The organism is Corynebacterium sp. HMSC11E11 (assembly GCF_001807025.1).
In the GTDB taxonomy this organism is placed as follows: Bacteria; Actinomycetota; Actinomycetes; order Mycobacteriales; family Mycobacteriaceae; genus Corynebacterium; species Corynebacterium freneyi.
The window spans coordinates 25031-43997 of the sequence record NZ_KV787152.1 but is presented as its reverse complement, the minus strand read 5'-3'; the positions used below and the strand labels follow the sequence as shown (position 1 = coordinate 43997).

18 protein-coding genes are annotated in these 18967 nt (G+C 68.2%); 11 read left to right on the top strand and 7 right to left on the bottom strand.

The genetic code is table 11. The features are described 5' to 3' along the window. Nucleotides 1-494: 494 nt before the first annotated feature. Genes HMPREF3121_RS08410 through HMPREF3121_RS08400 form a run of 3 tightly spaced genes read left to right on the top strand, consistent with a single transcriptional unit; the run spans nucleotide 495 to nucleotide 3675 of the window. A complete protein-coding gene (locus HMPREF3121_RS08410; RefSeq protein WP_070522169.1) occupies nucleotides 495-1334 on the top strand; it encodes an FxsA family protein in 840 nt (279 codons plus the stop codon). Next, entirely contained in the window at nucleotides 1331-2884 is a 1554-nt protein-coding gene (gene lnt / locus HMPREF3121_RS08405) for an apolipoprotein N-acyltransferase (protein WP_070522166.1), read from the top strand. Before HMPREF3121_RS08410 ends, lnt begins: the two co-directional genes overlap by 4 nt. Beyond that, nucleotides 2884-3675 carry a polyprenol monophosphomannose synthase gene (locus HMPREF3121_RS08400; RefSeq protein ID WP_070522163.1) on the top strand — a complete coding sequence of 264 codons (792 nt, stop codon included), beginning with the start codon at nucleotides 2884-2886 and terminating at the stop codon, nucleotides 3673-3675. Before lnt ends, HMPREF3121_RS08400 begins: the two co-directional genes overlap by 1 nt. Nucleotides 3676-3825: 150 nt before the next feature. Here HMPREF3121_RS08400 and HMPREF3121_RS08395 read toward each other — a convergent pair whose 3' ends face one another. Next, the gene (locus HMPREF3121_RS08395) at nucleotides 3826-4215 is read right to left on the bottom strand and encodes an RNA polymerase-binding protein RbpA (protein WP_070522162.1); all 390 of its coding nucleotides are present in this window, start codon (nucleotides 4213-4215) and stop codon (nucleotides 3826-3828) included. Nucleotides 4216-4305: 90 nt separating this feature from the next. Between HMPREF3121_RS08395 and HMPREF3121_RS12225 the strand changes: the two genes are divergently transcribed. The 6 genes from HMPREF3121_RS12225 (at nucleotide 4306) to HMPREF3121_RS08365 (ending at nucleotide 10044) form a co-directional block, all read left to right on the top strand. Continuing rightward, complete coding sequence (locus HMPREF3121_RS12225) at nucleotides 4306-4656, top strand: hypothetical protein (RefSeq protein ID WP_210387260.1); 351 nt, start codon at nucleotides 4306-4308, stop codon at nucleotides 4654-4656. Nucleotides 4657-4793: 137 nt separating this feature from the next. After that, the gene (locus HMPREF3121_RS08385; protein ID WP_070522159.1) at nucleotides 4794-5498 is read left to right on the top strand and encodes a YceI family protein; all 705 of its coding nucleotides are present in this window, start codon (nucleotides 4794-4796) and stop codon (nucleotides 5496-5498) included. A gap of 179 nt (nucleotides 5499-5677) precedes the next feature. Then, on the top strand, nucleotides 5678-5926 hold the full coding sequence (locus HMPREF3121_RS08380) for a hypothetical protein (RefSeq protein WP_070522156.1): 249 nt from the start codon (nucleotides 5678-5680) through the stop codon (nucleotides 5924-5926). Between the two features lie 313 nt (nucleotides 5927-6239). After that, nucleotides 6240-7220, top strand: a complete 981-nt coding sequence (locus HMPREF3121_RS08375; protein WP_246816112.1) for a PhzF family phenazine biosynthesis protein — start codon at nucleotides 6240-6242, stop codon at nucleotides 7218-7220. Nucleotides 7221-7533: 313 nt separating this feature from the next. After that, nucleotides 7534-8892 (top strand): hemolysin family protein, encoded by a 1359-nt coding sequence (locus tag HMPREF3121_RS08370; RefSeq protein WP_070522153.1) that lies wholly within the window; start codon nucleotides 7534-7536, stop codon nucleotides 8890-8892. Beyond that, on the top strand, nucleotides 8893-10044 hold the full coding sequence (locus tag HMPREF3121_RS08365; RefSeq protein ID WP_083291513.1) for a hemolysin family protein: 1152 nt from the start codon (nucleotides 8893-8895) through the stop codon (nucleotides 10042-10044). A gap of 86 nt (nucleotides 10045-10130) precedes the next feature. On the opposite strand, the gene HMPREF3121_RS08360 is transcribed toward HMPREF3121_RS08365, so the two are convergent. The 4 genes from HMPREF3121_RS08360 to HMPREF3121_RS08345 form a co-directional block, all read right to left on the bottom strand. Then, the gene (locus tag HMPREF3121_RS08360; RefSeq protein WP_070522147.1) at nucleotides 10131-11612 is read right to left on the bottom strand and encodes a sodium/glutamate symporter; all 1482 of its coding nucleotides are present in this window, start codon (nucleotides 11610-11612) and stop codon (nucleotides 10131-10133) included. 238 nt (nucleotides 11613-11850) lie between these two features. Then, nucleotides 11851-12348 (bottom strand): thiol peroxidase, encoded by a 498-nt coding sequence (gene tpx / locus HMPREF3121_RS08355; protein ID WP_070522144.1) that lies wholly within the window; start codon nucleotides 12346-12348, stop codon nucleotides 11851-11853. A gap of 38 nt (nucleotides 12349-12386) precedes the next feature. Continuing rightward, complete coding sequence (locus HMPREF3121_RS08350; protein ID WP_210387259.1) at nucleotides 12387-12698, bottom strand: AzlD domain-containing protein; 312 nt, start codon at nucleotides 12696-12698, stop codon at nucleotides 12387-12389. Further along, nucleotides 12695-13513 (bottom strand): AzlC family ABC transporter permease, encoded by an 819-nt coding sequence (locus tag HMPREF3121_RS08345; protein WP_209652806.1) that lies wholly within the window; start codon nucleotides 13511-13513, stop codon nucleotides 12695-12697. The genes HMPREF3121_RS08350 and HMPREF3121_RS08345 overlap by 4 nt, the downstream gene beginning before the upstream one ends. 89 nt (nucleotides 13514-13602) lie before the next feature. Here HMPREF3121_RS08345 and HMPREF3121_RS08340 point away from each other — a divergent pair, with 89 nt between their 5' ends. After that, complete coding sequence (locus tag HMPREF3121_RS08340; protein ID WP_035123702.1) at nucleotides 13603-13887, top strand: Lrp/AsnC family transcriptional regulator; 285 nt, start codon at nucleotides 13603-13605, stop codon at nucleotides 13885-13887. 61 nt (nucleotides 13888-13948) lie between these two features. Here the strand turns inward: HMPREF3121_RS08340 and HMPREF3121_RS08335 are convergent, their stop codons facing one another. Together HMPREF3121_RS08335 and HMPREF3121_RS08330 are read right to left on the bottom strand one after the other, a co-directional pair. Beyond that, nucleotides 13949-15841 (bottom strand): FAD-binding dehydrogenase, encoded by a 1893-nt coding sequence (locus tag HMPREF3121_RS08335; RefSeq protein ID WP_083291511.1) that lies wholly within the window; start codon nucleotides 15839-15841, stop codon nucleotides 13949-13951. A 204-nt stretch (nucleotides 15842-16045) separates the two neighbouring features. Continuing rightward, nucleotides 16046-17407 carry a class I SAM-dependent methyltransferase gene (locus HMPREF3121_RS08330; protein WP_244979519.1) on the bottom strand — a complete coding sequence of 454 codons (1362 nt, stop codon included), beginning with the start codon at nucleotides 17405-17407 and terminating at the stop codon, nucleotides 16046-16048. A 107-nt stretch (nucleotides 17408-17514) separates the two neighbouring features. On the opposite strand from HMPREF3121_RS08330, the gene HMPREF3121_RS08325 reads away from it, so the two are divergent. Continuing rightward, complete coding sequence (locus HMPREF3121_RS08325) at nucleotides 17515-18930, top strand: NAD(P)/FAD-dependent oxidoreductase (protein WP_070522135.1); 1416 nt, start codon at nucleotides 17515-17517, stop codon at nucleotides 18928-18930. The last annotated feature ends 37 nt before the right edge of the window (nucleotides 18931-18967 follow it).

Below are 18967 nucleotides of genomic sequence, written 5' to 3'. Positions count from 1 at the left end.
TCACTCCGGGAATTGGGGCACTTCTGGAGGGGGCCGAGCGCCGCCGACGCCGTTTCACCTCATCCGCGCATCTCGGGTCTCATCCACGTCCGCGCCCGCCCCCTCCATTTCGCACATCGGCCCGCGCTTCTGGCCATCCGACAAAGACGCGCCCCCATTTCGCGCCACACCAGCAACACCGGCCACGCCTGCCACCGGGGTCGTTGCTCCCTCAGCCGGGCCCGCAGACGGCGCCGCAGACCACTTCGGCGGGAATCACGCGCCCCCATTTCGCGCCACACCAGCAACACCGGCCACGCCTGCCACAGTTAGATCTTGATCTGCAATTAGTCGGCGGATTTGTTGCAAAACGCCCGTCAAATCGGGAAAGTTTCGCCCAAATCTGCAACAAATCCGCCGACTAAGTGCGTATCAAGCCGGGGCACCGACGACGCCGGACAGACGAGCACGCCGGCACCCGGGCCGCGGGCACCTGGGCGGGTAGGCTGGGCCTCATGTCGAATGCGCTGTTCGTGCTGTATCTCATCGTCGAAATCGCCGCGTTCGTCGCGGTGGGGAAGTGGATCGGCTTCGGTTGGGCGATTCTGGCGCTCATCGGCCTTTTCGCCGTCGGCGTCGTCGCGGCGGCGTGGGAGATGCGCCGCCTGACCGCCCGCGCGATGGACGACGCGATCTCCGCGCGGGAGGCGATGGGCGGCGGCTCCACCGGAACCGCCGACGCCCGTGCCTCCCGCGCCTCGGCCAGCCCCGCCGACCGCGAGAAGCAGGCCCGCAATGCCCTGGCGTCGGCGGGAACGCTGGTGGTGGATTCGGCGATGCTCATGGTGGGCTGCGTGTTGTTGGCGCTGCCGGGCTTCGTCACGGCGGTGCTGGGTTTGCTGCTGATTCTGCCGCCGACGAGGTGGCTGATCCGTTCGGTTGGCGGCGCGTCGTTGTCGTCGTGGTTCCAGCGGACGGGGTCGCGGAGCATGTTCGTGGTGCAGCAGTACGGGGTGCGCTTCGGCGATGATGGTGCGGAAGTCATCGACCACGATGACCCGTCGGCGCCGTCGGGTCCGGGGGCGCCGTTCGGTTCCCGCTTTACGACGGCCGATGACTCGGCGCCCCGCCGTCTTGACCGGGGCACTGGCGAGCGCGTCACGTTTGACGTGCCGGATGATCTCAGCGAGCTCGACGAGTGGGCGAGCGAGGACGAGGAGCTCAGGGGCCGCCCCGCGGGCGGTGTTTCCGATGACATGGTCATCGACGAGGAACCCGCCGCCGATGACGAGGAACCCGACGACGGCGACGACGCGGGCGACGATCGCGATGACCGCCGGGAGCCGCGCGGATGATCGATGTTTCGGAGCGCGGCCGGGCCATTCTCCGTCTCGCCGCCGCGGCGCTCGGCGGTGCCTTCGTGGCGTGGTCGTTTCAGCCGGTGGGCCTGTGGTGGCTGAGCTGGGTCGGTGTGGCGATGTTGTTCGTCGCGCTGCTCGGCCGGCCGTCGTGGCGCATCACCGTCGGCATGGCGGTGTTGTGGGGGTTCACGACGGCGATGATCGCGTTGCCGTGGATTTCCGAGTTCGTCGGCGCGATGCCGTATGTGGCGTTGTCGGTGACGCTGGGCCTGATGCAGATCCCGGGCATTTCGCTCGCGCGGTTCATTCTCGGCGTGGACCTGCCGTGGCCTGCCCGGGCGGTGGGCGCGGCGGCGGCGCTGTTGGCGGGCGAGGCGTTGTTGGCGCGGTGGCCGTTCGGCGGTTTCCCGTGGTTGCGGGTCGGTTGGGGGCAGATCGGTGGTCCGCTTGACGACGCCGCCGTCCTCGGTGGAGTGGCGTTCGTCGGTTTTTTGGCGGTGGTGGCCGCTGCGGGGGTCGCGTCGGTCGTCGTCAAGCAATGGGTGACGGGCGCCGTGCTGATCCTGGTGCCGCTGGCCATCGGCGTGGTGGCGCAGCCGGCGACGGGCGAGGACGTCGACACGGTGCGCATCGCGGCGGTGCAGGGCAACGTGCCGCGGCTGGGCATGGATTTCAATGCGCAGCGGCGGGCCGTGCTGGAAAACCACGCCAACGCGACGCGCGACCTGGCCGCACGGGTGCGCGACGGCGTCGAACCGCGGCCGGACCTGGTGGTGTGGCCGGAGAACTCGTCGGACGTCAGCCCGTTCACCGACGCGGAGGCGGCGCGGATCATCGACGCGGCGGCGAAGGACATCGACGCCCCGATCATCGTGGGCACCTTCACCTACGACGACGGCGTTCAGAACACGATGGTGCTGTGGGACCCCGACACCGGGCCCGTCGACGGCGGGCGCCACGAGAAGATCTACCTGCAGCCCTTCGGCGAAACGATGCCGTTTCGCGATCTGCTGCGGCACATCACGCCGCTGGTCGACCGCGCCGGCGACATGACGCCCGGCTCCGGCGACGGGGTCATCGAGATCGACTCGATCGGCCTGGGCATCGCCACCTGCTACGAGGTCGTGTTCGACCCGGCGTTCCGCGACGCGGTGAACAACGGCGCGACGATCCTGGCCACCCCGACGAACAACGCCACCTTCGGGTACACCGACATGACGTACCAGCAGCTGGCGATGAGCCGGATGCGGGCCATCGAGTTCGACCGCGCCGTCGTCGTGGCCGCGACCAGCGGCGTCAGCGCCATCGTCGCCCCCGACGGGACGGTGGAGCAGGAGACGGGGATCTTCGAGCAGCAGGTGCTCACGGCCGACCTGCCGCTGCGGGATCATCTCACCCCGGCCGCCCGGTATGGTGGGACGATGGAGTGGGCCATCGTCGCCCTCGCCGCGTTCGCGCTGATCGCAGCCGTGCGTCGTGCCATGGGCGCGGCGTCCGCGGCCCGCGAGGCCGAGCACCAGCAGGATTCCCATAAGGAGCGATAGTGTCCAAGCCGAGTGACAGCACCCTCGTCATCATTCCGACGTTCAACGAGCGGGAGAACCTGCCGCTCATCGTCGGTCGTCTGCGTTCGGCGCAGCCGGACGTGCACGTCCTCGTCGTCGACGATTCCTCCCCGGACGGCACCGGCGACGTCGCCGACGAGCTCGCCGCCGAGGCGCCGGAGCACATCCACGTCCTGCATCGCGAGGGCAAGGGCGGCCTGTGGGGCGCGTATCGGGCCGGTTTCGCGTGGGGGCTGGAGCGGGATTACCAGGTGCTGTGCGAGATGGACGCCGATGGGTCGCATGCCCCGGAGCAGCTGCACCTGCTTCTCGACGAGATCGACGCGGGGGCGGATCTGGTGATCGGTTCGCGCTACGTGCCGGGTGGTTCGACGGTGAATTGGCCGGCGTCGCGGAAGATCTTGTCGCGTGGCGGCAACCTGTACATTTCGCTGCTGTTGGGTGCCGGCATCAGCGACATCACTGCAGGGTACCGCGCATTTCGCCGTGAGGTGTTGGAGACGTTGGATTTCGACTCCATCGGCAAGGAGGCGTACCTGTTCCAGACGGAGATCGGCTGGAAGACGGTGCGGGCCGGTTTCGACGTCCGCGAGGTGCCCATCACGTTCACCGAGCGCGTGTACGGCGAGTCGAAGTTGTCGGGCAGTTTCGTCACCGATTCGTTGACCGCGGTGACGTCGTGGGGTCTGGGGTACCGGGCGGGTCAGGTCCGCGACATCGCCGGCGAGATCGGGCGTCTGGCCCGGCATTCCATCAAGAAGCGGTTCTAGCGCGCCGTTGCCGCAGGGTGCGGCGGTGTCGCACCGGTTTTCGCTTGACGACGATTCGACCCGGAAGGCCATGTGGTCTTCCGGGTCGAATCGTCGTAAAGCACGTGCGGCGTGCGCAAGGGGGTGCGGGCACCCGCCGGGGCAGGTGGGTTACTTGCCCTGGGCCTCGGCGGCCTCCGCCTCCTGCTGCTGCTTGAGCAGGCGCGCGGCGTTGCGGCGGCGCTTGCGCAGCAGGTCGATGCGCTCGTCGAGCAGGACGTCGAGCTCCTCGAGGGAGCGACGCTCGCGGAGCATGTCCCAGTGGGTGCGCGGCGGCTTGACCGGCTTGGACTCGGTGCCCTCGCCCTCGACGAGCTTGCCCATCTGGCCGTTCTTGCACAGCCACTCGCCGGGGATCTCGGCATCCTCGGCGAAGGGGACCTCGAAAATGCCGTCTTCGGTCTCGTAGCGGACCATGCGGCGGGGGGCGAGGTCGTGGTCGCGGTCCGTCTCGTAGGAGACGGCGCCCATGCGGCTACCGCGGAGAACTCGATCTGCCATGTGTGGCGGCCCTTCTTCCAAATGCTCGGGAATGGGAATCGGTGACCCTCAATTATATCCCCTGGGTGCGGGACGTGCCATAATCCGGGCGTGACGCTCAAAGACTCCGCCCATTGCGAATGGTGCGGCAGGGAGATCGCCCTGTCGCCCCGCGGTCGTCGCCGCAAATACTGCGACCAGACGTGCCGCCAGCGGGCCTACGAACACCGGCGTGCCGAGGGCGCAGCCGGAGCGGTGGCCGGCGGTGCCGCGGGGGCGGGGGAGCAGGGGACCGGACTGTCGGACGGGCGGCTGGCGGCGCTGCGTGACGGACTGTTCGAGCTGCGCTGCGCCGCCGAAGACGTGGAGACGGCCGTGGGCGAGGGCGCCGATGCCTCGGAGGTGGCGGCCATGTGTCGCGAGCTGGTGGTCAAGGCCCGCGAGCTGGAGCATTTCCGCTGATCGCCGGACAGGGCATCTGATCGTGGAGTGATGCGGCCGCCGGATCCGCACTTTGATCGCATTGCATTCCGAGACAAATGTACTGCACTGCGGGGACGATGGCGCTTGCCGGGAACCGACGGGATACCATGTCCGGTATGAATTCGGGCATGAAGAAGTCGATCGTGACGTTGGTGGCGGTGGCGGTGGTCGCTCTGGCGATCGTCATCGTCGGCCCCGTGTTGTACCGGGTCATCACCTCGGAGGGCGTGCGCACCGGCGGCGTGGACACCGAAAACGTCCAGCCGGCCACGACGGACCGCAACGGCACATGGGAAGTCGCGCGGTCGGGCGCCGGGACGAACACGTCGGTGGGCTACACGTTCGACGAGTTGCTGCCGGGCAGCAGCCGCACGACGTCGGGCTCGACCCACGACGTGAGCGGCACGTTCGAAATCGCCGATGACACGCTGCAGTCGGGTTCGCTGGTCGTGGACATGGAGACGCTGACGTCCGACGACATGAAGCGCGACAACAACGTCCGCGACACCATCTTCACCACGGAGGCGTACCCGGAGGCCAAGTTCGAGGTGGCCGAGGCGACGGACCTGTCGCACGTGCCGGACGACGGCACGGCCGTCACGGTCGAGGTGCCGGGCCGCATGACCATCCGCGGCGTGACCAATGACGTCGTCGTTCCGATGCTGGTGATGCGCCACGGCGATCACGTGCTCATGTCCGGCACGTACGAGTTCAACCGTCTGGACTACAACGTGCGCACGCCTGACTTCGTCGCGGCGTCGGTCGACGAAAACGGCGAGCTGAATCTGCGCATCGTCTTGCGCAAGGTCGAGGCCGAGTAGACGGCCGAGACTAAGTCGGACGGCCCGGAGAAAAGCCGTCGGAAGCCCTGGAGCGGATCCCGGATCCACTCCAGGACTTTGACATTTCGTCACAGTGACGTTTTGCGGGGTGGCTCCGGTATAGTCTCGAAACGGCCCCATGGGGCGGGACCAGCCGATTTTCGACGAAAGAGAGTCACATGTACGAGAAGATGCTCCTGGCACGCCGGGTTCGCATGGCACTGCTGATCGTCTTCATTCTTTTCGTCGCCTGGAAGCAGATGTGGTTGCTCGTCGCCATCGGCGTGGGGCTCATGGCACTGACCGTATGGCAGACGAAGCGACTGCGCGAGGAGATCGCCGTGCGCACCGCGGCGGACAACGCCGGCGTTCCGTACGGCGCGGCGGCCAACGTCACCGACGAAGACACGGAGAGCCGCGCACGCTAGACGGCGGGCACGCGGGACGTCGCCGAACGCCCGGGGCGACGCCGGGAGGCACGTGCACCGGACGGCCCGTTCACCGGACAACACGCGCCGGACAGCGCGTTCACCGGGCGCAGGAACCCACAGCAAGAACCCCCGCAGGTGGCGCCCCTTTCGCCGGATGTCCGATAATATACATTATGTCATTCTGGGCATTGGGGTTCTCCCCGCTCGCGGCGCCACGTCCGGCGCATCGGCAGCCGGCGCAGCCACACCTTGCACTCGCGGGATCGCCACCCACGCCCGTCGCATCCGAGTCCGTTGCTAGCCTCGTGCCATGACCGAATCGAAGGACCACGCACCGCGCCATCTGGACCTGGAGATCGCACAGGTCGACGCTTTCACGGACCGCGTCTTCGGCGGCAACCCGGCGGCGGTCGTGCACCTGTCGGAGTGGCCGTCGGATGCGACGTTGCAGGCCATTGCGGCGGAGAACAATCTTTCGGAGACCGCGTTTCTCGTCGGTCGCATTCCCGACGACGCGCCGTCGGCCCCGTCGGCTGCGCCCGCCCATCATCTGCGGTGGTTCACGCCGTCCGTCGAGGTCGATCTGTGCGGTCACGCGACCCTGGCCTCGGCCGCCCACCTCTTCGCCGCCGCCGACGTCGGCTGCTGGAATGCCGGTGCCTGCGACGGCGATGATGCGCGTGACGACGACCCCGCCCCGTCCCCGGACCGTCTCGAGTTCTGGACCCTGTCGGGATGGCTCACCGTCACCCGCACCCGAGGCACCAACGGCGGCGACGACCTGTTCACGCTCGACTTCCCCGCCGACGTGCCGACTCCCCTCGACGACGCCCCCTCGCGCGATGCCATCGCCGACGCCCTGGGCATCGACGCGACATCGATCGTCGACACCGGATCGGGGCGAACCAAGCTGCTGGTCGTCGTCGACTCCCCCGATCGCATTCGACCGCTCTCCCCCGACTTCGCGGCGGTGGCCCGCATCGCCGACCACGGCATCATCGTCACCGCCGACGCCACGGCCATCACGGACGGTCCCGACGCCGGTCACGACGTCGTCAGCCGCTACTTCGCGCCCTCCATCGGCGTCGACGAGGACCCCGTGACGGGTTCCGCCCACTGCGTCCTCGGCCCGTACTGGTTCGACGCACTCGGCCGTGACCGGCTCACCGCCCACCAGGCCTCCGCCCGCGGCGGCGTCCTCCAGCTCGAATCGGACGGCGACCGCATCCGCATCTCCGGCCACGCCGCCCACTACCTGACGGGCACCATTCGCGTCCCCCTCCTCGATTGACGTCCCCGATTGACCTGGGGGTTTTGCTCCATTCCCGTGCCTGACCGCCCCCCCATCCCCGTGCTTGACCGACCCGGGGGATTCGGCGTGTCCCCCGGGGATATCTCAGCTCGGCATCACCGGAAAAGTCTCCTTCACCGGTGTGCGCACCGTACGCAAACCTATAAAATCGACTCATGCCTTCAGTGCGTTCCGTAAAGAAGCATACGCCCGCGGAGTCCACGGACGACTCCTGCGCGGCCGAGCCATCCCGAAGTCCCGGCTCCGTCCACGCGACGGACTCCCCGATCGGCGCGGCAGGGGGTGAGCGCCGATGCTCTGGTCCGCGGTAATCCTCCTGATCGCACTCATCGCGCTGATCCTCGCCAACGCGTTGTTCGTCGCCGTCGAGTTCTCCTACCTCACCGTCAACCGCAATGACCTGCAGCGACGCATCGACGGCGGCGACAAGACCGCGGCGCTCGTCGACAAGGCGCTGACGAAGACTTCGACGAACCTGTCCGGCGCGCAGCTGGGCATCACCGTCTCCAGTCTCGTCGCCGGATTCCTCACCGGCCCGTCCGTCGGCGTGCTCCTCCGCGAGGGGTTCGGGTTGACCGGTCTCGGTGATGGCATGGTCACCGCCATATCCACGACGGGCGCGTTCATCCTGGTCACCTTCACGCAGATGGTGTTCGGCGAACTCGTTCCCAAGAACTGGGCCATCGCCCAGCCGATGCGCGTCGCCGACCTGGTCGTGCGCCCGCAGAACGTGTTCATGTTCCTGTTCGGCTGGCTGGTGAAGATCCTCAACGGTTCCGCCAACCGCATCCTGCGCTGGCTCGGTTTCACCCCCGAAGAGGAAGTCGCCTCCGCCCGCACCGCCGAGGAACTGCTTGCCGTGGTTTCGCGCTCCGGAGACGAGGGCACGCTGGTCGCCTCCACCGCGGAGCTCGTCGCACGCTCCATCGAGTTCGGTGACCGCACCGCGGCCGACGTCATGACCCCGCGCCCCCGCGTCCGCTTCATCGAAGACGAGACGGTGGCGCAGGCGCTCGACGCCGTCGCGGAAACCGGCCACGCCCGCTTCCCCATCTTCTCGGACAACGTCGACGACGTCACCGGCGTCATCCACTACAACCGTCTGCTCGGCGTCCCCTACGACGAGCGCGCCACCACCCCGGCAGCGTCCGTGGCGGAACCGGTGCACGTCGTCTCCGAGTCGATGACCCTCGACCCGCTCATGCGTGAACTGCGGGAAACCCCGACGCAGCTGGCCGTCGTCGTCGACGAGTACGGCGGCACCGCCGGCATCGTCACGTTGGAGGACCTCGTCGAGGAAATCGTCGGGGAGATCGACGACGAGCAGGACGGAGGGGTCCGCCTCCACCACCGGATCGACGACTCCACGATGCTCATCTCCGGTCTCATGCGCCCCGACGAGCTCGGCGACCTCATCGACCTCGACCTCCCGGAAGGCGAGGAATCCGACACCATCGGCGGCCTGATCACCGAAAAGCTCGACCGCATGGCGCATGTCGGCGACGTCGTCCGGGTCGACGCCCTCGACCACGTCAATCGGGACGAAGACGACCTGCCCACGACGGCGGAAGTCGAGCTGCGCGTGCAGAAAATGGCCCGCCGCCGCGTGGGCCGCGTCCGCGTCACCGTGACGAGGAAGGAGAACGCGTAAATGTCCACCACAATGGCAATCATCGTCCTCGTGGCCATGCTCGCCCTAAACGCCTTCTTCGTCGCGGCGGAGTTCGCCATGGTGTCGGCGCGCCGCGACCAGGTCGAGCCGATGGCGCTGGCCGGCCGCCCCGGGGCGAAGTATGCGCTGCGCGGCATCGAGAATGTCTCGGTGCAGCTCGCGGCGACGCAGCTGGGCATCACGGCGTGTTCGCTGATCATCGGTTCGGTCGGCGAACCGGCCATCGCGTCGCTGATCGAGGCGCCGTTCCGCAGCCTGGGCGTGCCCGAGAGTCTGGTACATCCGATCGCTCTGGTCATCGCGTTGCTCATCGTGACGTTCCTGCACATGGTGCTCGGCGAGATGGTGCCGAAGAACATCGCCATCGCCAAGCCCCCGACCACCGCGGCGGTCATTGCGGTGCCGTTGCACGTTTTCGTCGTGGTCATGCGCCCGTTCATCGCCTTGATGAACCACACGGCGAATTTTTCGGTCCGCACCCTGTTCAAGGCGACGCCGAAGGACGAGGTCGATTCGACCTTCACGTCGGCGCAGGTCCAGGACTTCGTCGCGGAGTCGGGGCGGCAGGGTTTGCTTGACGACGACGAGATCTCCCTGCTGCAGGGGGCGCTGACCTTCGAGAAGCTGACCGCCGCCGACGTGTTGCTCCCGCCGGATTCGCTGGTCACCGTGACCCGCGAGGTAACGCCCGCGGAGCTGGAGGCCCTGTGCGCCGAGACCGGTTTTTCCCGGTATCCGGTGATGGATGACGGCGAATGCGTGGGCTACGTCCACGTCAAGGACGCCATTCGCCTGCCGGCCGAGGTCCGCGACCTGCCGCTGCCGGACATGCTCATCCGCGTGCCCTCCCGCATTCGATCCGACGAGAAGCTGCAGAAGGTCATGCGCACCATGCAGCGCGATCAAGCGCACTTCGCCCTCGTCGAGCAGGCCGAGGTCCTCGGTCCCGTCGAACCCGGCAAGGCCCCTCCGACGGCCCGCCGATCCGGTGGCGCCGACGACGTCGACGACGCCCGAGCCGATGCAGACTCCCCTGTGGTCGGCGATGCGCACCGCTACGCCGGCATCATCGCCTTCGAGGACGTCATCGAGGAGCTCGTCGGCGAGGTCCGCGAGGCCACCGCCAAGTAGGCGCCCGCAACGGCGTCCACCACGCGAAAACCGGCCCGCACATCACATGATGTGCGGGCCGGTTCGTCGTCAAGCAACCGAAACGGTTACACCGGATCCGGCGACCCGTCGGACGCCTGCTCCTTCTCCTTGACCAGCTTGTCCACGTGCGGATCACTGTCCTTCTTGCCCCAGAACAGCAGACCCCACGCCAGGGACGCCACGAACAGCACCGCCATGGCGATCAGCAGCGGATACGGGCCGAACTGGAAGATGATCGGCACCGACAACGCGGTGATCAGGCCACCGCCGAAGAACGGCTCGAACACCAGCTGCTTGTAACCGAACGCCTCGAACGCCGGCGACTTGCCCTCCGGGTCGACGATGCGCATGAGGATCAGACCCGTGGCCGTAACACCCATCGACTGGCCGAAGTCGCCGATGCCGCGCTCCAGCCAGTACGACGGAATGGTCTTCGGCACCATCCACAACAGCAGGAACACGTTGAGCACGATGCCCGCCACGCACAGCAGGACGAACGTCCACATGTTGTCCGCGATGGCCTCCAGCGAAATCGTCGCCAGCGCCGCCACGATCAGCAGATCCAGCGCCAGACCCTGGATGCGCAGCATGATGCCGGCGTCGATGAGGTGGCCGTAGCCGATCTTGTTCAGGCCCAGCTGCAGGATGATGCCGCCGATCATGGCCAGCGGGAACAGCGGAACGAACTTCAGCAGCTCGACGGTGTCCGCCCACAGCACCTGCTCGATCCACTGGATGCCCTCCAGCAGGACCACGCCGATGAGGATCGCCACCGCCACGAACGCGACGTGCAGCGACAGCGGCTCGATCGACGACGGGCGCGACGTCATCGTGCCCGCGGTGTACTGCTCGTCCCTGCGGAACAGGCCGCGCTGCTCGGCGATGGAGCGGTCCTTGACCTCGGTGACGACCTCCGTGCGGCCGGTGCGGATGGCCCAGTTGATCACGCCGACGCCGATGACGATGCCGCCGACCAAGCCGACGGTGGCGATGGCGAGCGCGAGGTCACCGCCCTCCGACCAGCCCAGCTCCTCGAAGACGGAGACCATGCCGGCCGCGGTGCCGTGGCCGCCCTCGAAGCCGATCTCGATGAGTGCGCCGGCCATCGGAGTCATGCCGAACAACGGCACCAGCACGGCGACGGCGAGCAGCAGGCCGACGACGTACTGGCCGGAGGCGAACGCCACGCCGACCGCCAGCTGCGGCCCGGCCAGGTTGTACACCGACTTCGGCCCGGGCAGCTTCTGCCCCAGGAACAGCGTCGCGAAGACGACGGAAATCATCAGGCCGGGCAGGGTCTTCCAGACGGCGAGAACGTCGGAACCGAACACGCCGCCTTCCTGAATGAATTCGCCGACGCCACCATCGATGGACCCTCCGAGCAGGCCGAAGACCTCGGGACCGAGCAGCAGGGCGAGGAAACCGCCCATGATCGAGGCGGGCAGGAACAGTTGCTGCGTCACCTTCATCCGGATGCGCATGACCTTGCCGATGAACAGCATCAGCGCCAGCAGCAGCAGAGCGAGTCCAACCACGTTCGCGGACATCCGCACCTCCTTTCGTCATGCGCCCCCGGGGTGCGGGCGGCGCGTCGTATGTGAATGTCTCTCAAGGTCGACCTTATCCAAGTGAAGGTTCGTGTCAGCGAACCAGTTCCGGTTTCGGTGCGAATATTCAGCTTCGGTGCTTGACGACGCCCATGTGGAGCGCGGTTCGCCGGACACGCGAAAACCCGCCCACCACGGTGAACGCGAGGTGGACGGGTCGTCGTAAAGCGGAAGAACCCTACTTCAGGGCGGCCAGGGCGGCGTCGTAATCCGGCTCCTCGGTGATCTCGTCGACGAGCTGGGTGTACAGGACCGTGCCGTCGGCGTCGAGGACGACGACCGCGCGGGCGAGCAGACCCGACAGCGGACCATCCTGCTGCACGACGCCGTAGGACTCGCCGAAACCATGACGGAAGTCGGAGGCGGCCGAGACGTTCTCGATGCCCTCCGCACCGCAGAAACGGTCGAGCGCGAACGGAAGGTCACGAGAAACGTTGACGACGGTGGTGTCGCCCAGATCGGCGGCGAGCTCGTTGAAACGACGCACCGAGGCGGCGCACACGCCGGTGTCGACCGACGGGAAGATGTTGAGCACGACGCGCTTGCCGACCAGATCAGCGGAATTGACGTCCGCGAGGTCGGTGCCCACGACGGTGAAGGCCGGGGCCTTCTCGCCGACGGCGGGCAGATCGCCGGACAGGTGGACGGGGGTTCCCTTGAACGCGGTGTTAGCCATGTCACCGTTTCTACCCGCGAACGACGGAAAATGCAGACTCACAACAGCCCGGCCGCCATCTCCACGACCCACACCGTCGCCACCGCCCCCATCGCCACCGGCATCAACGACATGCCCCGCCACGCGAGCAGCACCGCCGCCGCCATGCCCGCCGCCCCCGAATACCAATTCGCCGTGGCGTGGACGACCGCCGGCAACGTCATCGCCGTGAGCACCGCATACGGCGTGAACTCCAGGAACGTGCGCAACCGCCGATTGCGCAGCTCCCCGCGCACCAGCAACAACGGCAGCGCGCGCAACGCGTAGGTGACGACGAACATCACCGCCACCGCCAACCACGGATCGATCACGGCCGTATCCTCCCCTCGGTCGCGCCCGCCGAACCGGTCATGCCGGCGCCCGCTCCCCCGCGGCGGGAAGTCGACGACGGGCCGTCGTCAAGCCCCGTGCCGCGAGGAAACAGCCACGCCCCGCACGCCGACGCAACCACCGTCGCGATGATGATGCGCCAGCCCGCCTGCAGCTCCGACGTCATCGGCGCGTAAAACAGCACCGCGCTGGCAGCCGCCGCGATGACCGCGACGATCGCCACCGGACGCGACCGCTTCACCGCCGGCACCACCGTCGCCGTGAACATCGCATACAACAACACCCCCATCGGCCCCGCCAGCGACTCGGGCAACACCTCCCCCGCCAACGCGCCGACGACCGTGCCCGACGTCCACCCGAGAATCGGCAACGCCATCAAACCCGCCGCATACCGCGCCCGCACCACGCGATGGCCCAGCTCGACGGCGAAAATCTCGTCGGTGACCCCATAGGCGACGACCAACCGCCCCACCGTCGACGTCCCCGGCTCCAACCGCTGCGACAACGACATGCTCATCAGCACGTACCGCAGATTGACCAGCAGGGTCGTCAACGCCAACTCGATGATCGTGCCGCCGGCCACCACCGCCACGCCGGCGAACTGGCCCGACGATGACAGATTCGTCGCCGACATCAACGCCAACCCCACCGTGGGAAAACCAACCGCCGCGGCCGCCAAACCGAACGCGATGGACACGGTGAAATATCCCAACGCGATGGGAATGCCGTCGCTCAGGCCCGTCGCAAAGCCCGGAACACAGCGCGGGGCCCCGGCGTCCCCCTCGACCTTCTTCACGCCGGTCAGCATAACCACCCGCGTATCATCGACCGGGTACGGGGCGCGCCGGCGCACCGACCGCCATCCGAAGCACACGAGGAGATCACATGTCGCTGACCACCGCCATTGTCCACATCGACGTCGAGGCCGACCTGATCCCCGAGGCGGCGGAGGCCATCGTCAACATCGACGGCGTCACCGAGGTGTACTCCATCACCGGCGACTGGGACCTCATAGCGATGGTGCGCACCTCCGACCACGAAAAGCTCGCCGAGATCATCCCCGGCGGCATTTCGAAGGTCGACGGCGTCATCCGCACCGAAACCCAGCTGGCGTTCCGCGCCTACTCCCGCCACGACCTCGAGGCGGCGTTCTCCCTCGGCCTGGACTAGCCCGCCGCAAGAGCGTTAAAGGACGCGGGTAAGCGCCCCCGCACCCACCGGGACAGGCCACCTAGTCGGTCCAACCGGTGGCCCGGGCCATGCCACGGCCGGCGCGCATGCCGCTGAAGATGCAGCCGCCGAGGAACGTGCCCTCCAGCGCGTTGTTGCCGTGCATGCCGCCACCACCGAATCCGGATGCCTCGCCCGCGGCGAAGAGGCCCTCGATGGGCGTGCCGTCCTCCCGCAGGGCGCGGCCGTCGAGGTCGGTTTCGATGCCGCCGAGGGTCTTGCGCGTGAGCATGCGCAGCCGCACGGCGATGAGCGGCCCCTCGTTCGGGTCGAGGATCGGCTTCTGCGGCACGGAACGCACGATCTTGTCGCCGAGGAACTTCCGCGCGACATGGACGTAGTTGACCTGGTAGTCCTTCGAAAACGCGTTGGCGGTCTGCCGGTCGCGCGCCTCGATCTGGCGGCGGATGTGGTCGACGTCGAGGACCGGCACGGGGCTTGACGACGCCTCGGCGTCCTCCCCGGTTGCGTCGTCCGAGGTGGCATCGGCGTCCGGAGTTTCATCGGCGTCGGAGGAAGCTTCGGCGGCTTCGTCGGACGACTGGCCGTCGTCAAGCGAAGAACCTTGACCCGAATCGGTCTTGCCCTCGAGCACCTCCTCCGGGACGCCCGCGACGCGGTTCATTCCCGCCACCAGCTCCTCGAGCGTCTCGGCGATGACCCAGTCCTCGCCGTTGTCCATGAACTTGCGCACCGGCTCCGGAATACCCGAGGTGACCTTGCCCACCAGCTTCTTCACCTCCTTGTCCGTCAGGTCGGGGTTCTGCTCCGAACCCGAGAACAGGAACTCCTTGGCCACGATCGCTCCGTTGAGCACGAACCACGAGTACCCGTGGCCGGTGGCCAGGATGTGCTTCATGGTGGCGACGGTGTCCGCACCCGGAATCAGCGGCGCCGGCAGGCGGTTGCCCTCCGCGTCGAACCACAGCGACGACGGACCGGGGATGATGCGGATGCCGTGGCCGGGCCAGATCGGATCCCAGTTGGCCATGCCCTCGGTGTAGTGCCACATGCGGTCGCGGTTGATCAGGTGCGCGCCCGCCTCGCCGGCGATGTCGATGCCGCGGCCGTCGACGTGGGCGGGCACGCCGACCACCATGTCGTCCGGCATGGCGCCGAGGCGCTCCTCCGGCCAGCAGCGGCGCACCGCGTCGAGGTTGCCGCCGACGCCGCCGGTGGAGATGAGCACGGCGCCGCCGCGGATCTCGAAGGTCTCGCCGACCTCCTCGCGCGGGGAGGCGACGCCGCGGGGCAGGTCGTCGCACGGCACGAGGATGCGGCCGCGCACGCCCACGGCCCGGCCGTCCTCCATGATGATTTCGTCGACGCGGTGGCGGTGGTGGAATTCGACGCGGCCCTCGTCGGCGGCGGCCTTGAGCGGTTCGGCGAAGACGCGGACGATCTCCGGGCCGGTGCCCCACGTCAGGTGGAAGCGGGGCACGGAGTTGCCGTGGCCGTCGGCGGACCCGTCGCCGCGTTCGGCCCAGCCGACGATGGGCAGGAATTTCACGCCGAGGCTGCGCAGGTATTCGCGCTTTTCGCCGGCGGCGAAGTCGAGGTAGGCCTCGGCCCACTTGCCGGGCCAGTGGTCGTCGTCGCGGTCGAAGGCGGCGGAGCCGAACCAGTCGGATCGGGCCAGTTCGCGCGAGTCCTTGACCTTCAGGCGGCGCTGTTCGGGCGAGTCGATGAGGAAGATGCCGCCGAGGGACCAGAACGCCTGGCCGCCGAGGTTGGCCTCGTTTTCCTGGTCGACGATGATGACCTTCCGGCCGGTGCGCTGCGCCTCGTAGGCTGCGACGAGGCCGGCCAGGCCCGCGCCGACGACGATGAGGGGCTGTTGCTTCTTCGACGAGCTGGTCTGCGTCGTGGTGGTCTGCTCCGCGGTGGTTTCCATGCGGCGAGATTATCCCGATTGGCGCGACCAAGTTTGCTTTACGACGAAACTAGTTCGGCGTGGGCACCCGCGCGGTCGCGAGCGGCCCGAGCGGCCGGGACATCCGCGCAGGGGCGAGCGGCTCAAGCACCCGAGCACCCGAGAACCCGGGTCGACGCGATCAACGGTTGCGAATGGTGCGGACGGGTGGCTGCCCCGTGGGGATCAGCGGCGTTTGCGGGGCTTGGCCATGAGTTCGAGCTGCACCATGTCCGTGCGGCCGGAGGCGACGAGCGCCTGCTGCAGGGCCAGGTGGAAGTCCCACAGGCGCCGGTAGACGCGGTCGTAGCCGAGCCCGGCGGCCTCGCGGGAGTGGGCGGCGAAAAGCTCGCGCCACAGTTCGAGCGTGCGGTCGTAATGGGCGGGCAGGTGCGACTCGGAGAGGATGCGCAGCCCGGTGTCGCGGTCGACGATGCGCCGAAACTCGTCCAACGTCGGGTAGTACAGCGCGGGCCACACGTAGGAGCGCACCAGATCCAGCGCCGCTCCGGCGGAGTCGTCGAAGCGGTCGCCGGCCACCGCCATCTGCACCACGATGGTCCCCCGGTCGGCGAGAACCCGTTCGGCGCCGCGCAGCCAGCGGCGGATGCCGTCGAGGCCGAAGGTCTCCAACCGCTCGACGTTGAAGATGGCCTCGTAGTCGCCGTCGAAGTCGCGCGGCGAAGGAATCACCTCGTCCGCCCGCAACACGCGGACGGGACCGGCCAGGCCCGCCTCCGCGGCGCGCGTGCCGACGACGTTGGCGTGATCGTCGGAGATGGCCAGAACATCGGCCGAGGCGCCTCGGTCGGCCGCCCGAAGCGCCAGCTCACCGCCCGACGACGGCCACTCCAACACGCGATCTCCGGCGCGGACGCGGGCCAGGTCGAGCATTCGGTCGACGCGCCGGGCCTGCGCCTCCGGCAGATCCGCGCGGATGACGCCCTCGGGAGCGTCGATGCGGGTGACGTCGACCTTCCAGTGCGCCGGCGCTCCACCGCGGCCGGCCCCCTGCGCCTGATTGGGAATCTCCTCCAGCGACGTGGTCCGGGCACCCGAGGCGAACAGCGCCGAGCCGCCGGTCAACGCCGGGCCGGCGAACAATTCGATGAGCGACGCGGGCAATTCGCCGCCCGGCCCCGTCGCGCGCGGCGTGGGGCGGCGACCCGACAGCTTGCGCAGGCCCCTGCCGACCCGGCCCTCCGCACCGACGTCAAGGCCGGCGTCGAAAAGCGCCGCCAACGTCCGTGGCAACGTGTCCGATTCCCACTCGCCCGCCAGAAAAGACTCGCCCAAGCCGACCCAGTCCGCCTCGGCGATGCGGCGGAACATGGCATCCGAGTCCCGGATGCCGATCGTCGCCGAACCGGGCCCGTCGATCTCCACGCCGTACCGGGCGCAGGCACGGCGAAACGACATGCGCGCCAGGTCGGCGCGCTTGCCCAGCAGCGGACCATCGGGCACTCGCGCAACCCCCGGCCACCGCTCGGCGTCGACGGAGAAACGGTCCACGCTCATTGCGGCGCTCCTCCCCTCGTTTTCGGCCATGCGGGCCAGGCTACCGGCCGACGCGGCCAAATAGGCGGCGGCGCACCGCAAGCACTATCATGACCGCGTACCAACACCCATGTACGAATTTTCGAGGAGATTTTCTCATGACCGAGACGCCCTACCGTCCGCGTACCGGACGACCGCACGTCGTCATCGTCGGGGCGGGCTTCGGTGGCCTCTTCGCCGCCAAGAAGCTCAAGGATGAGAACGTCGACGTCACGCTCATCGACCGTACGAACCACCACCTCTTCCAGCCGCTGCTGTACCAGGTGGCCACGGGCATCCTCTCCTCCGGCGAGATCGCCCCGCCGACCCGCCAGATCTTCGACGGCGTGCAGAACGTCCGCGTGGTCAAGGGCGACGTCACCGACATCGACGTCGAGGCGCAGACCGTCACCTCCAAGCTGGGCGACCGCGTGCAGGACTGGGAGTACGACTACCTCCTCGTCGCCGCCGGCGCGGGCCAGGGCTACTTCGGCAACGACCACTTCGCCAAGTACGCCCCGGGCATGAAGACCATCGACGACGCCCTGGAGATCCGTTCCCGCATCATCGCGTCGTTCGAGCACGCCGAGGTCGCCACCGATCCGGCCGAGCGCGAGCGCCTGCTGACCTTCGTCGTCGTCGGCGCCGGCCCGACCGGCGTGGAGCTGGCCGGACAGCTCGCCGAGCTGGCCAACCGCACCCTGACGTCGTCGTACCGCAGCTACAACCCGCACGCCGCACGCGTCATCCTGCTCGACGGCGCCCCGCAGGTGCTGCCGCCGTTCGGCAAGCGACTGGGCCGCAACGCCCAGAAGCAGCTGGAGAAGCTCGGCGTCAACGTCAAGCTCAACGCGATGGTCACCGACGTCAACGAGCATGGAGTCACCTACAAGAACGCCAAGGACGGCACCGTCGAGACCATCCCGTCCTACTGCAAGATCTGGTCCGCCGGCGTCTCGGCGTCCCCGCTGGGCAAGATCATCGCCGACCAGTGCGGCGTCGAATGCGACCGCGCCGGCCGTGTTCCGGTCAACCCGGACCTGACCGTCGGCGAGCACAAGAACGTGTTCGTCGTCGGCGACATGATGGCCCTCGACGGTCTGCCGGGCGTGGCCCAGGTGGCCATTCAGGGCGGCGAGTACGCCGCCGAGCTCATCAAGGCCGAGACCGAGGACGGCGAGGTCGCCGAGAACCCGACCCGCGAGCCGTTCGATTACTTCGACAAGGGCTCCATGGCCACCGTGTCCCGCTTCGCCGCCGTGGTGAAGATGGGCAAGGTCGAGGTCACCGGCTTCCTGGGCTGGTTCCTGTGGCTGGCCGTGCACCTGATGTTCCTGGTCGGTTTCCGCAACCGCCTGGTCTCCGTCATCAGCTGGGGCCTCAACGTGCTCACCCGCGACCGCTACCAGCTGGTGTCGACCCGCCAGCAGATGTACGCGCGCACCGCCATCGACCGCCTCGTCGAGCTGACCGGCGACGACACCGGCATCCGCGACAAGAAGGACGCCGGCGAGATCGAGGGCGGCGACAAGTAGCCCCGCACGCCCCGGATTCCGGCGCAGCGTCCACGGA

Excerpts from the sequence above, each read along its gene's own strand:
- HMPREF3121_RS08410 (WP_070522169.1), top strand. The coding sequence starts at position 495 with ATGTCGAATGCGCTGTTCGTGCTGTATCTCATCGTCGAAATCGCCGCG.
- lnt (WP_070522166.1), top strand. The coding sequence starts at position 1,331 with ATGATCGATGTTTCGGAGCGCGGCCGGGCCATTCTCCGTCTCGCCGCC.
- HMPREF3121_RS08395 (WP_070522162.1), bottom strand. The coding sequence starts at position 4,215 with ATGGCAGATCGAGTTCTCCGCGGTAGCCGCATGGGCGCCGTCTCCTAC.
- HMPREF3121_RS08385 (WP_070522159.1), top strand. The coding sequence starts at position 4,794 with ATGAATTCGGGCATGAAGAAGTCGATCGTGACGTTGGTGGCGGTGGCG.
- HMPREF3121_RS08380 (WP_070522156.1), top strand. The coding sequence starts at position 5,678 with ATGTACGAGAAGATGCTCCTGGCACGCCGGGTTCGCATGGCACTGCTG.
- HMPREF3121_RS08375 (WP_246816112.1), top strand. The coding sequence starts at position 6,240 with ATGACCGAATCGAAGGACCACGCACCGCGCCATCTGGACCTGGAGATC.
- HMPREF3121_RS08370 (WP_070522153.1), top strand. The coding sequence starts at position 7,534 with ATGCTCTGGTCCGCGGTAATCCTCCTGATCGCACTCATCGCGCTGATC.
- HMPREF3121_RS08365 (WP_083291513.1), top strand. The coding sequence starts at position 8,893 with ATGTCCACCACAATGGCAATCATCGTCCTCGTGGCCATGCTCGCCCTA.
- HMPREF3121_RS08360 (WP_070522147.1), bottom strand. The coding sequence starts at position 11,612 with ATGTCCGCGAACGTGGTTGGACTCGCTCTGCTGCTGCTGGCGCTGATG.
- tpx (WP_070522144.1), bottom strand. The coding sequence starts at position 12,348 with ATGGCTAACACCGCGTTCAAGGGAACCCCCGTCCACCTGTCCGGCGAT.
- HMPREF3121_RS08340 (WP_035123702.1), top strand. The coding sequence starts at position 13,603 with ATGTCGCTGACCACCGCCATTGTCCACATCGACGTCGAGGCCGACCTG.
- HMPREF3121_RS08335 (WP_083291511.1), bottom strand. The coding sequence starts at position 15,841 with ATGGAAACCACCGCGGAGCAGACCACCACGACGCAGACCAGCTCGTCG.
- HMPREF3121_RS08330 (WP_244979519.1), bottom strand. The coding sequence starts at position 17,407 with ATGGCCGAAAACGAGGGGAGGAGCGCCGCAATGAGCGTGGACCGTTTC.
- HMPREF3121_RS08325 (WP_070522135.1), top strand. The coding sequence starts at position 17,515 with ATGACCGAGACGCCCTACCGTCCGCGTACCGGACGACCGCACGTCGTC.